A 14130-nucleotide genomic window follows, 5' to 3' on the forward strand; every position below is an offset into this window, starting at 1 on the left:
AGGGGTACGGGATCATGAATGAAAATCACTACTTATTATTAACACCAGGACCATTAACGACAACAAAATCAGTAAAAGAAGTTATGCTATACGATTGGTGTACGTGGGATGTTGAATATAATACGATGGTGCAAGAAGTAAGAGCTAAACTTGTATCGTTAGCGACGAAGGAAGAAGAGAAATATACAACAGTGTTAATGCAAGGAAGCGGTACGTTTTCAGTTGAAGCAGTAATTGGTTCTGTTATTCCGGGAAATGGGAAGCTTCTCGTTTGTACAAATGGTGCGTACGGTAAGCGCATTGTACAAATGGCAGAGATGTTACAGATTGATGTAGTGGTCAGCCAAACAGAAGAGTGGGAACCTACTAATATTGTAGAAGTAGAAAAGTTATTGGAAGAAGATAAAGATATTACGCATATTGCAGTTGTTCATTGTGAAACAACGACAGGCATTATAAATCCAATTGTAGATGTATGTAAATTAGGAAAGCAGTATGGAAAGGTTACAATTGTTGATGCGATGAGTAGTTTCGGCGGGATTGAAATAGACATTGCTGATTTACAAATTGATTTTTTAATTAGTAGTGCGAATAAGTGTATTCAAGGGGTTCCTGGATTCGGATTTGTAATCGCAAAACGTGATGAATTATTGAAGTGTAAAGGGCAAGGACGCTCTTTATCTCTTGATTTATATGATCAATGGGAAACGATGGAAAAACAAAATGGGAAATGGCGTTTTACTTCACCTACACATGTTGTACATGCTTTTTATCAAGCACTACTTGAACTAGAAAAAGAGGGTGGAGTAAGAGCGCGTTACAATCGATATTACAACAATCAAAAACTACTAGTGAATAGAATGGGAGAAATCGGATTTAAGCCACTAGTAGATGAGAAATATCAATCTCCTATTATTACATCTTTCATTTATCCAAAAGGGGAGTTCGAGTTTCAACAGTTATATAACGAATTAAAATGCTATGGATTTGTTATTTACCCTGGGAAAATTTCGAAAGTAGATACGTTCCGGATTGGAAATATAGGTGATGTACATGAAGAAGATATTAATCGCTTAGTTGATAGTATTGCTAAAGGAGCTGTTATTGGGTGAAAGTATTTTGTTTAGGTGGAGCAGGTAAAATTTGTCGTGAAGCTATTTTGGATTTAGTTCAATTTTCATCTTTTGAGACGATTACTGTAGCCGATTTTAACGAGGAAGAAGGCCGTAAAGTAGTAGAATGGCTCAACGATTCTCGTGTTGATTTTGTAAAAGTAGATGTAACGAATCACGAGGATACGGTTGCAAAAATGAAAGGTTATGACATTGTATTGGACGGTAGGACGATAAAGCTAAACGGATTGTCGACTCGCTGTATTGCAGAAGCAGGCTGCCACGGTGTGAACTTAAATGGATTTGGTGAAGAAAATGAATCGCATGCTATATTTGTTCAAAATGAAAAAACATGTTTGCCTGGGTTTGGCATGACGCCAGGTGTAACGCAAATGATGGCAATGCATGCAGCAAATCAACTGGATACTGTAGAGTCTGTCCGCGTAAGTCACGGTTCGTATCGTCCGATTGCTTTTTCTGCTTCAATTACAGAGACAACGACATATGAATATAATCCACATTTACCATCACGTACAGTGTATGAAGATGGTGAATTTAAACAAGTACTTCCGTTTGCGCGTCCGAGAGAAATAGAATTGCCAGCGCCTTATGGTAAGGAAACGCAGTATATCATTCCGCATTCTGAAACGATTACGTTAGCAAAGGCACTAGAAAATAAAGGTGTCAAACTGATAGAGACGAGAGGAACTTGGCCGAAGCAAAATATGCAACTTGTACGTGCTTTATATGATTACGGCATATTGCGTAATGATCAGATTGAAATAAACGGGAAAGAAATAGGCATTATGGATTGTATTTCGCAGTATTTATTGCAATCGAAAGAAGGACAAGAAACAGAGCTTTATGGTTATGCACTTCATGTAGAAGTAATAGGTATGAAAAATAATGAGAAGCAAAGACATGTGTTATATCATACACATCCGTTATCTGATGGTTCTGTTGTAGGATGGGAAAAATTAAGAGCGTATACGAGAAACGTCGGTATTCCATTTGGGATTGCCGCAGAGTTAATTGCAACTGGAAATGTAAATAGGGTGGGTGTTGTTACGCCTGAAGAAGCTTTTGAAAATCCACAATTAATTTTTGATGAGCTAGCAAAGCGCGGTATTCATATTCATGAAGAAGTTTCTACTTACAAAGAAAATTATAACTTTGTATAAGCAAGGAAGCTTATGAGGGAGATATAAATGAGGTGAAGCTATGTCTGTAGTAGGAGAAGAAAGAAAGCGAACCATTCTTGAAAAGGTAGAATTTAAAGGGAAAGTAAAGGTTTCAGAATTAGCGAGAGAATTTGCTGTATCAACAGAAACGATTCGTCGTTATTTAGAAGAATTAGATCGTGAAAAGAAGCTGAAAAAAGTGTATGGTGGAGCTGTTCAACTTCCAGGCGCTGGGGTAGAGGCACCGATGTTAGAAAGAGAAATGCTACATATAGAAGAGAAGAAAAGAATTGGTTATAAAGCAGCGACATTTGTAGAAGATGGTGATGTCATTGCAATTGATGATGGAAGTACACCGCTTCAAATGGTTCCATACCTTGTTCATCGTAAAAACTTAACGATTGTAACAAGTTCATTTCCAGTCGCAACACAATTAATTTCTTCTATTAATAAAAAGATGTTTCACGGTGAAGTTTTATTTATAGGTGGAAAAGTATCTCCAAAGCATTCGCGTGTATCAGGGTCTATTTCTCAGCAAGTAATACAGCAATTCCATTTTCATAAAGCGTTCGTTTCGATTGATGGGTTATTACCTAGTTTTGGAGTTTCCAGCTTTGAATTAGAGAAAGCGAAATTGTCAGAGGCGATGATGAAATTAGCTGAGAAGACATATATTTTATGTGATCATACGAAGGTAGGCGTGAAAGGGAATTATCGTATAGCAGCATTTTCACGTATTCAACATGTAATTTGTGATAAAAAAATGCCATATAGTTTTGAAGAAGAACTTATGAAGCATAATATTCAGTGGACAGTTTGTTAAATAAAGTGAAAGTACCTAAACTCCCGCCTAATTTTTAGGAGGGAGTTTTATTGTCTGCAAATCGTAAAATAAAAGATTTGCATTTATGCAAAAAGTGGACACATTTTCTCATCTCTTTCATATAATTTACCAATACAAAAAAAGTTGGTCGAAGGAAAGAAGGGAGAACATGTCAGAACGAATATATAATAAACTTGTATTGTACGCGAATATTTTGCAAAAAATTGGTGTCATCAATGAGAAGGAAAAAAGTGAAATTCTTCATACGATAGGTAAAAAAGCCCTTTGAATAAAGGGCTTTTTATTTTTTATCTTTAAAAATATAAATTTAATGTAATATTCTCATTGACAATGATAATGATATTCATTATCATTTATTTGTAGGTAATTGATAAGGGTTATCAATTATAAAAATTGTATATGATAGGGGATATTATTTTGAAAAAAAATTATATGAAGGCGCTAGTAGTAGCGACAACATTAGCAATTCCATTTGCTACGTATTCTACTCCAGCATTAGCGGCATTAAAAGTTGAAGCAAATCAATCGGTAGCAGCAGCGAGTGATCGCACGTATGATACTGAAATTAAAATATATAAGGACCAAAAAGACGAGCCATCTATGGTTTCTCAATATATAAAAGATCCTAAAGTAACGATTGCAGCTGGTAAAAAAATTGTCACTGTAACAATGCAAGATAGCGATTATTTTCAATATCTTAGAATAGAAGATAGAAACCAGCCTGGTGTATTTCATGATGTGAAGGTTTTGTCAGAAGATAAGAGGAAGAACGGAACGAAAGTAGTCCAATTTGAAATTGGCGAGTTTGAGAAGAAGCACAATATGCAAATGCATATACTTATTCCAGCTATTGGATATGATCACAAATATCAAGTTCAATTTGAAATTAAAGATCCAACTGTAGGTAACAAAGAAACAGAGAAACCAGATGATAACTCTAATTCAGGCAATACGGAAACGGATAATCCAGTTGATAATCAAAATATGATAACAGATAACAAATTAAGAGAACTTGTGAATAAAAAAGTATTTAATAGAAAAGATTTAAATACACCAATTACGAAAGAAGAGTTATTACAAGTAAAGGATTTATTTTTAAATACAAATGAGATACTTGATTATAGTGCATTAAAATATATGCCAAATTTAAAATCTTTAACAGTTGCGAATGCGAAGATAAAAGACCCGTCGTTCTTTGCGAACTTAAAGCAATTAAATCATTTAGCTTTGCGTGGTAATGAATTTGCAGATGTAACGCCACTTGTTAAGATGGATAATTTAGAATCTCTTGATTTAAGTAATAATAAAATTACAAACGTTGCACCACTAACTGAAATGAAAAATGTAAAAAGTTTATATCTATCAGGCAACCAAATAGAAGATGTAACAGCATTAGCGAAAATGGAACAACTAGATTACTTGAATTTAGCAAATAATAAAATTACGAACGTTGCTCCATTAAGCGCTTTGAAAAATGTAACATACTTAACTTTAGCAGGTAATCAAATTGAAGATATTAAAGCGTTATATTCATTACCTTTAACAGACTTAGTATTAACACGTAATAAAGTTAAAGATTTATCCGGCATTGAGCAAATGAAGCAATTAGAAGAATTGTGGATCGGGAAAAATGAAATAAAAGATGTTACTCCTCTAAGTAAGATGACACAGTTAAAACAATTACACTTACCTAACAATGAGTTAAAGGATATTACGCCATTATCAAGTCTAGTAAACTTACAAAAGCTTGATTTAGAAGCGAATTATATTTCAGACTTATCACCAGTGAGCAATTTGAAAAAATTAGTATTTCTAAGTTTTGTTGCAAATGAAATCCGTGATGTCCGACCAGTTATAGAACTAAGTAAGACGGCTTATATTAATGTCCAAAATCAAAAAGTATTTTTAGAGGAAACAGAAGTAAATAAAGAAGTAAAAGTACCTATATATGAAAAAGATGGTAAGGTTTCTACGAAAATCCGTCTGAAGAGCGATAACGGTACATATAGTAATGGTGTAGTGAAATGGAGTACACCAGGTGAGAAAGTATATGAATTTGGTGTGAAAGATCCATTCGCGGATACAGGAATCTTCTTTACAGGATCTGTTATTCAAAATGTAGTAGAAAGTAAAGACGGTAATACATCTAAAGAAGATGAGAAAACAGAAGTGGTAGAATTTAAAGATGTACCAAAAGGACATTGGTCAGAAGAAGCAATTAATTACTTAGCGAAAGAAAAGTTATTTATAGGCTATGGAAATGGTGAATTTGGATTTGGGGATAACATTACTCGTGGACAAGTAGCACTTCTAATACAAAGGTACTTAAAATTAGAAAATAATCTAAAACCCAAAACGACATTTACAGATACGAAAGGAAATATGTATGAAACGGCTATTGATGCAGTAGTTCAAGCTGGTATTATGACAGGGTATGGAAATGATACATTCCGTCCAGATGGAGTATTAACTCGATATGAAATGTCAGTAGTACTACAAAGAGTATTTCAGTTAAAAGAAAATGAAAATAGTGCAGAGAACTTTAAAGATATACCAAATGGCCATTGGGCGAAAGGATATGTGAAAGCTTTAGTAGATAATAAAATATCAAAAGGTGACGGGGAAGGGAACTTTTTAGGAGATAATTTCGTAACACGTGAACAATACGCACAGTTTTTATATAATGCAATAAGGAAATAAGGTGAAACTTTAATCAGTGGGGGTCTTACTGTCCGGCAAATAGCGGGATAAAAAATGAGGAAAATACGCTATTCTTTAATTAAAGAATAGCGTATTTTTTTATGTGCAAAATGAAATAGGCAATAGATAGAAGTATAGACATATGAATAGCCTATTTTAAAGAAGAACCACGAAACTATATTGACAAAAAAGCGTTCTCATGTGATAATTCAATTAAATTTTTAGAATAATCAAAAAATATTCCTTTTACATAGAAAGGATTCGAACCTTATATGAATATTATGCCGGGGGTGACGAAATGTTATTTTTTCTGAAGAAATGGAATGAATTAAAAGATGTGAAATCTGAATTGGCACTTCGTGATTGGTTTTATGGTACCAAAATTAGTTTATCGCTATGTACGTCAAAAGAGCCGTTAACATTCTTAGTAAATATTGAGGGAAGAGATAAAGGGCTATTTTCGGAAGAAGATTTTATTGTCGTAAATTGCATGTGCGAGTCAGTATTTGAAAATGAAGAAAAACCAGCTGCAGAGTCATTTATGCATGCAGATATTTATAAAAAAAGTAGTGCAGGATGTATTTTACAAGTGCAGACTGTAGATAGTCATTTAATATCAGAGTTATATGGAGAAGAAGGAGAAGTAACGTTCGATAAACGCAGTGTGGAGCGTGTTTTCGGAAAAGAAGGTATAACAGAAATGACAATTCCAATTGTAGAAGATGAAAAAAAATTCGCTGATTTATTAGAAAGTAATGTTCCGAATTTCATTGAAGGTGGAGGAGTAGTTCTTGTTCATAATTATGGCATGATTGTGTGGGGGAAAACGCCAGAAGAATCGAAAAAATGGCTAGAGGGTATAGAATATTTAATGAACTATCATGTAAAGTTATTAATGATTAAGGGCGCAAGGAGCTCTGTTATATAAAAATGTATGTGATATGGATACAAGTTAATAAATAAATGAAAGCGTTTTAAAAATAATTTCACTCATAAAATATAGGTCTCCTTATTATATATAGATTACATGTTGACATGTAAGGAGGAACATATTTTGCGAGTTAAATATCATTTTCTGCCAAAGCAGCAAGTAACATTTTGCAAAATAAATGATTCTGGTGAAGAGGCACTGCAAATGATGAACGAAACGGGATTTCGAGCCATCCCGGTATTAGCAGAAGATGAGAAGAAATTCACGGGGATTATTTATAAAGTAGATTTATTAGAAAAAAAATGCAATAGCGGATTAGATCATGTAAGTGCAGGAGATATGCTTGACAATTCCGATGCATTTATTTTTGAAAAGGATTCCTTCTTCAGAGCCTTTTATGTAATTCGTCGGCTTCCGTTTTTAGCCGTGCTAAATGATTATAATGAATTTGTCGGTATGTTAACGCATTCGAATATATTTGATGTTATTGAAGATTCATTTGGTATGCGAACAGGTGGTTATATATTAACAATTGCAACACAAGATTGTAAGGGGACGATTAAAGAGCTTGGGACATTGTTAAAAGCATATAATATCGGTGGTTTGTTTACACTCGATAACGGTGATCAATATATCCGTCGGGTTATTGTAAATATATCAGATGAGTTAGATGAAACAAGATTAAAGCAATTAATCGGAAAAATAGAGAAAAAAGGATTCAGAGTGAGTCATGTAGATTATATTTAAGTTAAAAAGAAAAGTACCTATCTGTTATATACAGATAGGTACTTTTTTGTCCCGTTATTTGTGGGCGGTAAGATCCCCACCTCAAAATTCAGTGAAAGCAATGGGGGGCTTCCCGTAAAAGCCCGATTGGTGAGGGCTGGTTATATGTGAGTAATGAACTTTATTTTGAAACAGGAGGCGGGGATAATGCTAGATCAGATAAAAAAATAAAGTCTGCATGCTCACGAATTTTAGGGATAGAAGTTTCAATAACGCGTGATGTAATTTCACCTGGGGGGCCCACATGCCCGATAGCTACCATAATAGGCTTTTCTTGAATTTTTTTGATGAGTAATTGGGCTTGTTTTGAAATATGTCCTGCTGTATACACATCATCAAAAAATAGTTGGTTTTCAATAATAGGAACTCCTAATTCTTTTCCGATTTTTGGGACGACACTATTAGGATTCGTTTTACTATCTAAGTAAAATAAACCGTGTTTTTTACAAGCAGCAAGTATAAGGCGAACAATTCTTTCATCTGCTGTTACTTTTGACCCCATATGATTGTTCATTCCAATTGCATGCGGAACTTCTTGAATTGCTTGTTCAAGTCGGTTGTTTATTTCTTCATCGCTTAAATCGGTTGTAATGGCTTTTGGTCCAAGCCATTCTTTTTTACCTTTAATAGGTTCCATTGGCATATGTATAATAACTTCATGACCTTTTTTATGGGCAGCTATTGCATCTTCTTTTGTGGAAGGAAGAAAAGGCATAACAGCAACAGTTAGTGGAATTGGAAGTGACAACATTTGATTAGTCCCCTTCATATTATTGCCGAAATCATCAATGACAATAGCAACTTTATTCGTATGAGCAGTTGCTTGAATAGGAAATAAGAAGGACGGTAAAAACAAAACAATGATGAATAATGCAATCGTATATTTTCGCATATAAATATTTCCTTTCTCTTGTTATCCCGCTATTTGTGGGTAGTAAGACTCCCACCTCAACATTGGGCTGGATAGGTGGGAGATTCACTGTCAATAAACGCTTGATTGGTGAATGCTAATAATCAGTGGGGCTGAACAAAAAACACTGATGAAAGTTTCACTTTATCAATCATCATTATGTTTTGCTTTTTTATATAAATTAAACAAAAAATGTCGAAGAAAAGTAGGTGGAAAATTAAGAATCCCCGGTTTACGTAGAATTTGTAAAAAAAGAAGATGAAAAAAATGTCTATTATTGCGAATGTATTTACAAAGATAGAATAATTTGTAATAATTCTCAAAGTGAGGGTAAAGATTTGTAAATTACAGGGAGAAAATGTTAAATTTTCTGATTCTTCAAATTTGCATATGATTAAGTAGTTAAAAAAGTCAATGGAGAAGTGAACTTGAGAGCATGGAAGTATAATAAGGGGGATATGGATGTTTACTGTAAAAAGGAAGTACACATTAGAAAAGCTTTCACGTGATATTCATATGAAACGTGAAGAAATGATTCAACTAGGATTAACAAGTGGGCTAAATAGTAAGGAGACAATTCAAGTTAGTCAAGAATTGGACAAGCTTATTTTACAATATCAGTGTTATAAAGAAAAACAAACACCGAAATGGTTTTCAATTATAAAAATACCTATTTTCCAAATCGGGTATGAAGGAAAATCAAATAATTTTTGGCGAATGCTTGTCGCTGGTTTTATGAAATAAGTATAATTACCCTTATAGGATAAGGATAATTATACTATGTGTAACGGAATTTCGATATGAACTGTCGTTCCTTCGTTTTCTGTACTGTCAATAAAAATATGCCCATTATACATCTCTACAATTCGTTTACATATGACAAGTCCAAGACCTGTTCCAGTATCTTTATTAGTAAAGAACGGATGAAAGAGGTGTTTTTGAATATGTTGTGGAATCCCTTTCCCAGTATCTATAATCTGCAATTGTGCATGTGTTTCATTGTTTTTTACTACAATGGTTAGTGTATCATTAGAAGTCATAGCCTCAATTGCATTTTTTGTAATGTTTAAAACCACTTGTTTCATATGGTCTTTCGAACAACGGATATGAACAGGATGGTCTGGCAAATGTAAATGGAATACAATGTTATGTAAATTCGCCTCAGATTGAATAATTAATGCTACCTCATTTAGAATTGTTCTTACATCATATGTTTGTTCGATGATGGCGGTTGGCTTTCCGAGAATAAGAAATTCACTTACAATTTCATTGATTCGCTCTATTTCTTGTTCAATTACGGAAAAGTAGAACTGATCTTGTTCATCTTTATATTTCTCTTTTAATAGAGCGACGAGTCCTTTAATTCCAGTAAGAGGATTACGGATTTCGTGTGCTGTACTTGCTGCAAAAGTTCCAACTAATTCAATTTTCTGTAGTTCGTTTTGTTGTCTTTCAAGTTTTGTTTGACGTTTTAACAACATATATTGAGCAAGTAAAAATAAAATAGACATTAAAAATAAAGTAGCGATACACTCTATTGCAACCCACTGGTATAAGGTTTTCTGATGAATAGGTAATGGAGAAACAGAGACCTTCCAATTTAATCTTTGGAGTGGGGTAGTAAGCATATTAGAATGCGTATCACTTGTGTCGTTATTATCATCGGTTAGAAACACTACATCATGTTTATCAGTTACCTCAAAATGGTATTGTGGTTTAATGGCATTTAAAGAAGATGAAATGTAATCAAAGCGTAAACTAGCTAATAATAATCCTGAGAGCTCTTTCTGTTTATTGAATATGGGGGTAGCAATCATAATAGCTTTATGTCCAAGAACGCGATCAGTAATGACTGATGATACAGTGGTTTTTTTAGTTTGTAGCACGTCTTGAATATATTTACGGTCTGAAACATCTATAGGCTTTGATTCATCTTCAGATGCGATTGTAATGACCCCTTCTGGTGTAGCGTAATATAAACCAGAAAAGCGTGCATCGTTCCCATCTGTATCATGTACAATTTGTTTAATGCCGTTTATATTACCAGTCTCGGTGCCTACAACTTTTGCAAGCATGTCTAAAGCAGAAATTGCTTCACCAAGATGATGATCTAAATAATCTCTATATAAAAAGAGAACTGTATGAGCGGATAATTTGTTTTCCTGTTTCATTTTATATGTATGATACGAATAAAATGTAGCACCAATCCCTATTGTCGGTAGGATAACAAGCAATATATATATAATTATGCTTTGGAATTTGACTTTCAAATGTGGTACTCCTTCTTTTTTTATTATCATTATATATAAACTATGTTAAAATTGTCATGTTTTTATTCAAGAATGATTCTTAATATATTAGGAGAGAGGAAATGGATGAGTGAATGCTCATTCGGAATTCACATGAAGTATGAAGTGGCATTTTCTTTTTATTGGTGAGAATTTAAGTGAAGGGTTGAAAGTTGTATGACATCAAATAATGAACGAGAAGATATTTCTCAATCTTTAAAAGTATTTATTGCATTATCTCGTGTACATCGTTCTGTTATGGATACTACAAATAAATCTATACAAAGTAACGGGTTAAATCCAACTGAATTTGCTGTATTAGAACTGCTATATCATAAAGGCGGTCAACCACTCCAGCAAATTGGTGAGCGCATTTTAATAGCCAGTGGCAGCATTACATATGTTGTAGATAAGCTGGAGAAAAAGGGATTAGTAAAGAGAATCCCATGTCCGAATGACAGACGTGTTATTTACGCGCAATTAACTGAGTCTGGCGAGAACTTTATTGCTTCTATTTTTCCGGGGCATGAGAAAGTTATACATCAGTCTTTTGAAATGTTAACGAAAGATGAAAAAGATGAATTACTTGATCTATTAAAAAAAATTGGGAAGTATGAAAAATAATAATATGTTCCAAAGGAGCTTTGGATAAATAAATCCAGGGCTTTTTTATTTGCAATGAACTCAGAGTAGTCACTGCCGAATTTTGTTGAAAATTAAGAGGGAATTCGAGAATACGTATTGAATTATAATAAAGGTATGTAATGGAGAGGAGGCTCGTTCATGTCATTTAAAGACTATGAATATAAACGCCCAAATATTGAAGAGTTAAAAGAGAAATTTACTGTTGCTTTAGAGAAGTTTGATAACGCAAAAACTGTAGAAGAACAAAAACAAGTCATTCATTCAATTAATGAAATTCGCAACGATTTTGGGACAATGGGAAACCTTTGTTACATTCGCCATTCTGTTGATACGACGGATACTTTTTATAAGGAGGAGCAGGATTTCTTTGATGAATACTCTCCAGTTGTACAAGGATATGGTACAAAATATTATAAGGCACTTATTAATTCTCCATTTCGTGAAGAATTAGAGGCGTATTATGGAAAACAATTATTTGCTCTAGCAGAATGTGATTTAAAAACATATTCAGATGAAGTCGTGAAAGATTTACAATTAGAAAATAAATTATCGTCGCAATATACACAGTTATTAGCATCCGCAAAAATTGACTTTGCTGGAGAAGAAAGAACGTTATCGCAATTGATTCCGTTTATGCAAGGAAAAGAAAGAAGCGAACGTAAAGCAGCAAGTGAAGCATACTACGGATTTTTAGCTGGAAATGAGGAAGAACTAGATCGTATTTATGATGAGCTTGTTAAAGTGAGAACGAAAATCGCAAAATCTTTAGGTTTCAAAACCTTTGTTGAACTTGGATATGCAAGAATGTACCGTACAGATTATAATGCGGAGATGGTGGCTAATTACCGTCAGCAAGTGCTGGATTATATCGTTCCCGTTACAACGGAATTAAGAAAGCGACAACAAGCACGTATCGGTGTAGAGAAGTTAGCTTATTACGACGAAAACTTTGAGTTTGCTACAGGTAACCCAACTCCAAAAGGAGATGCGGATTGGATTGTTGATCATGGAAAGACGATGTATAAAGAGTTATCGGCTGAAACAGATGAATTTTTCAATTTCATGCTAGATAACGATTTATTAGATTTAGTTGCGAAAAAAGGAAAAGCTGGTGGCGGATATTGTACATATATTGAGAATTATAAAGCGCCGTTTATTTTCTCAAACTTCAATGGAACATCTGGTGACATTGATGTATTAACACATGAAGCAGGTCATGCTTTCCAAGTATATGAAAGTCGTAAATTTGAAATTCCAGAATATAATTGGCCAACATATGAGGCATGTGAAATCCACTCTATGAGTATGGAATTCTTTACATGGCCATGGATGAAGCTATTCTTTGAAGAAGATGCAGATAAATATTACTTCTCTCACTTAAGTTCAGCACTTCTGTTTTTACCTTATGGTGTATCTGTTGATGAATATCAACATTATGTATATGAAAATCCTGAAGCATCACCTGAAGAGCGTAAGACAGCATGGCGTAACATAGAGAAGAAATATTTACCGCATCGTGATTATGAGGATAATGATTATTTAGAGCGCGGTGGTTTTTGGCAACGTCAAGGGCATATTTATAGCTCACCTTTCTATTATATTGATTACACGCTTGCTCAAATTTGTGCGCTACAATTTTGGAAACGTGCAAGAGATAATAGACAAGAGGCATGGGAAGATTATGTGAATCTGTGCCAACAAGGTGGAAGTAAATCGTTCTTAGAATTAGTAGAAGTTGCAAATTTAACATCACCATTTGCTGAAGGCTGTGTGAAAAGTGTTATTACAGAAATTGAAGCATGGTTACATGCGATTGACGACACAAAATTGTAAAAAACATGCGCTTTTTTTCACATGTTTAACATCGACATAATGGGAAAATGATGAGATAATAAAAGAAAATTCAGAATACTAAAGAGGTGTTTCTAATAAGGAGCACCTCTTTTCACCAACAAAAAGGGGGGAAAGAAGTATGCTTCAATCTAATATGGATGTGAGTTTAGAAAGTTTAGTAAGCTCATTACAGTCTACTCGAAGCACGCTATTATCAGAAATTGAAATGTTAAATGATACAGAAGTGAATGTAAAGCCACGCCGTGATAAATGGAGTATTATTCAAATTTTACACCACTTGCATTTAGTTGAACAATCTGTCACGTCTGCCCTTGTATATGCTTTACAAAAAAATGAAAGAAACATGACTCCATTTAAAGACCTCCAACTTACGCTTGATCGCACACATAAACGAGAAGCTCCTCAGCAAATGCAACCAACAGAAACTTTAATGAAAAAACAGCAAGGAATTCAATTACTAGAACATTCACGACAAGAACTATTACATGCGCTTCATAGTGTTATAGATGAAAAAGATCTATTTGAAAATGGATTAAAGCATCCTGTTTTTAATGATCTGAATTTGTATCAATGGGTTCAATTTCTTGATTTGCATGAACAAAGACATCTTACGCAATTAAAAGAGGCGAAACATGCAATTTTGCAGCGCTAAAGTGGAAGAAGTGGGAAACCACTTCTTTTTTTGATACGTGCATAGTTTTCTTTCTTATTTTGGAATACTACATGGAGAAAGAAAAGAAGGAGTTGAAAAAATATGTCTAAGAAGAAGCGAGAAGAAGAGCGCGCCTGGAAAGCGCGTAAAGAAAATCAACAACCGCACGGGAAAGTGAAAGCTTTTGCTGAATTAGTTGAAGGAACAGAAAAAACGTGATGATTATC

13 protein-coding genes are annotated in these 14130 nt (G+C 34.0%); 11 read left to right on the plus strand and 2 right to left on the minus strand.

The window, feature by feature from the left end; genetic code table 11:
* Positions 1-14 precede the first annotated feature (14 nt).
* The 6 genes from phnW (at position 15) to cbpA (ending at position 7515) form a co-directional block, all read left to right on the plus strand.
* Positions 15-1112: a 2-aminoethylphosphonate--pyruvate transaminase gene (phnW, locus tag AC1Q8M_RS02960; protein ID WP_001004781.1), complete on the plus strand. Its 1098-nt coding sequence runs from the start codon at positions 15-17 to the stop codon at positions 1110-1112.
* Positions 1109-2293: a saccharopine dehydrogenase family protein gene (locus AC1Q8M_RS02965; RefSeq protein WP_492334116.1), complete on the plus strand. Its 1185-nt coding sequence runs from the start codon at positions 1109-1111 to the stop codon at positions 2291-2293. Before phnW ends, AC1Q8M_RS02965 begins: the two co-directional genes overlap by 4 nt.
* A 40-nt stretch (positions 2294-2333) precedes the next feature.
* Positions 2334-3116, plus strand: coding sequence for a DeoR/GlpR family DNA-binding transcription regulator (locus tag AC1Q8M_RS02970; RefSeq protein ID WP_000117666.1), 783 nt, complete (start codon positions 2334-2336; stop codon positions 3114-3116).
* Positions 3117-3536: 420 nt separating this feature from the next.
* On the plus strand, positions 3537-5837 hold the full coding sequence (locus AC1Q8M_RS02975) for an NEAT domain-containing leucine-rich repeat protein (protein ID WP_098361246.1): 2301 nt from the start codon (positions 3537-3539) through the stop codon (positions 5835-5837).
* A gap of 298 nt (positions 5838-6135) precedes the next feature.
* Positions 6136-6765, plus strand: a complete 630-nt coding sequence (locus tag AC1Q8M_RS02980; protein WP_000895987.1) for a class II aldolase/adducin family protein — start codon at positions 6136-6138, stop codon at positions 6763-6765.
* A gap of 126 nt (positions 6766-6891) precedes the next feature.
* Entirely contained in the window at positions 6892-7515 is a 624-nt protein-coding gene (gene cbpA, locus AC1Q8M_RS02985; protein ID WP_001264204.1) for a cyclic di-AMP binding protein CbpA, read from the plus strand.
* A gap of 160 nt (positions 7516-7675) precedes the next feature.
* Here cbpA and AC1Q8M_RS02990 read toward each other — a convergent pair whose 3' ends face one another.
* Complete coding sequence (locus AC1Q8M_RS02990; RefSeq protein WP_001234112.1) at positions 7676-8446, minus strand: divergent polysaccharide deacetylase family protein; 771 nt, start codon at positions 8444-8446, stop codon at positions 7676-7678.
* A 480-nt stretch (positions 8447-8926) separates the two neighbouring features.
* On the opposite strand from AC1Q8M_RS02990, the gene AC1Q8M_RS02995 reads away from it, so the two are divergent.
* The gene (locus AC1Q8M_RS02995) at positions 8927-9208 is read left to right on the plus strand and encodes an aspartyl-phosphate phosphatase Spo0E family protein (RefSeq protein ID WP_000495527.1); all 282 of its coding nucleotides are present in this window, start codon (positions 8927-8929) and stop codon (positions 9206-9208) included.
* A gap of 29 nt (positions 9209-9237) precedes the next feature.
* Here the strand turns inward: AC1Q8M_RS02995 and AC1Q8M_RS03000 are convergent, their stop codons facing one another.
* On the minus strand, positions 9238-10734 hold the full coding sequence (locus AC1Q8M_RS03000) for a DUF3149 domain-containing protein (protein ID WP_025118332.1): 1497 nt from the start codon (positions 10732-10734) through the stop codon (positions 9238-9240).
* A 195-nt stretch (positions 10735-10929) separates the two neighbouring features.
* On the opposite strand from AC1Q8M_RS03000, the gene AC1Q8M_RS03005 reads away from it, so the two are divergent.
* The 4 genes from AC1Q8M_RS03005 (at position 10930) to AC1Q8M_RS03020 (ending at position 14122) form a co-directional block, all read left to right on the plus strand.
* Positions 10930-11376 carry a MarR family winged helix-turn-helix transcriptional regulator gene (locus AC1Q8M_RS03005; RefSeq protein WP_000203336.1) on the plus strand — a complete coding sequence of 149 codons (447 nt, stop codon included), beginning with the start codon at positions 10930-10932 and terminating at the stop codon, positions 11374-11376.
* A 159-nt stretch (positions 11377-11535) separates the two neighbouring features.
* The gene (locus tag AC1Q8M_RS03010) at positions 11536-13230 is read left to right on the plus strand and encodes a M3 family oligoendopeptidase (RefSeq protein ID WP_000008582.1); all 1695 of its coding nucleotides are present in this window, start codon (positions 11536-11538) and stop codon (positions 13228-13230) included.
* A gap of 139 nt (positions 13231-13369) precedes the next feature.
* Positions 13370-13903: a DinB family protein gene (locus AC1Q8M_RS03015; protein WP_000941977.1), complete on the plus strand. Its 534-nt coding sequence runs from the start codon at positions 13370-13372 to the stop codon at positions 13901-13903.
* A 102-nt stretch (positions 13904-14005) separates the two neighbouring features.
* Positions 14006-14122: a DUF6254 family protein gene (locus tag AC1Q8M_RS03020; RefSeq protein WP_000038355.1), complete on the plus strand. Its 117-nt coding sequence runs from the start codon at positions 14006-14008 to the stop codon at positions 14120-14122.
* Positions 14123-14130 lie beyond the last annotated feature (8 nt).

The sequence above is a fragment of the Bacillus sp. GW823-FHT06A10 genome, assembly GCF_058795375.1.

What these genes read in the sequence shown, in the direction of transcription:
- AC1Q8M_RS02975 (WP_098361246.1), top strand. Translation starts at nt 3,537, where the DNA reads ATGATAGGGGATATTATTTTGAAAAAAAATTATATGAAGGCGCTAGTA.
- AC1Q8M_RS02970 (WP_000117666.1), top strand. Translation starts at nt 2,334, where the DNA reads ATGTCTGTAGTAGGAGAAGAAAGAAAGCGAACCATTCTTGAAAAGGTA.
- AC1Q8M_RS03020 (WP_000038355.1), top strand. Translation starts at nt 14,006, where the DNA reads ATGTCTAAGAAGAAGCGAGAAGAAGAGCGCGCCTGGAAAGCGCGTAAA.
- phnW (WP_001004781.1), top strand. Translation starts at nt 15, where the DNA reads ATGAATGAAAATCACTACTTATTATTAACACCAGGACCATTAACGACA.
- AC1Q8M_RS03005 (WP_000203336.1), top strand. Translation starts at nt 10,930, where the DNA reads ATGACATCAAATAATGAACGAGAAGATATTTCTCAATCTTTAAAAGTA.
- AC1Q8M_RS02995 (WP_000495527.1), top strand. Translation starts at nt 8,927, where the DNA reads ATGTTTACTGTAAAAAGGAAGTACACATTAGAAAAGCTTTCACGTGAT.
- AC1Q8M_RS03010 (WP_000008582.1), top strand. Translation starts at nt 11,536, where the DNA reads ATGTCATTTAAAGACTATGAATATAAACGCCCAAATATTGAAGAGTTA.
- AC1Q8M_RS03015 (WP_000941977.1), top strand. Translation starts at nt 13,370, where the DNA reads ATGCTTCAATCTAATATGGATGTGAGTTTAGAAAGTTTAGTAAGCTCA.
- AC1Q8M_RS02980 (WP_000895987.1), top strand. Translation starts at nt 6,136, where the DNA reads ATGTTATTTTTTCTGAAGAAATGGAATGAATTAAAAGATGTGAAATCT.
- AC1Q8M_RS02990 (WP_001234112.1), bottom strand. Translation starts at nt 8,446, where the DNA reads ATGCGAAAATATACGATTGCATTATTCATCATTGTTTTGTTTTTACCG.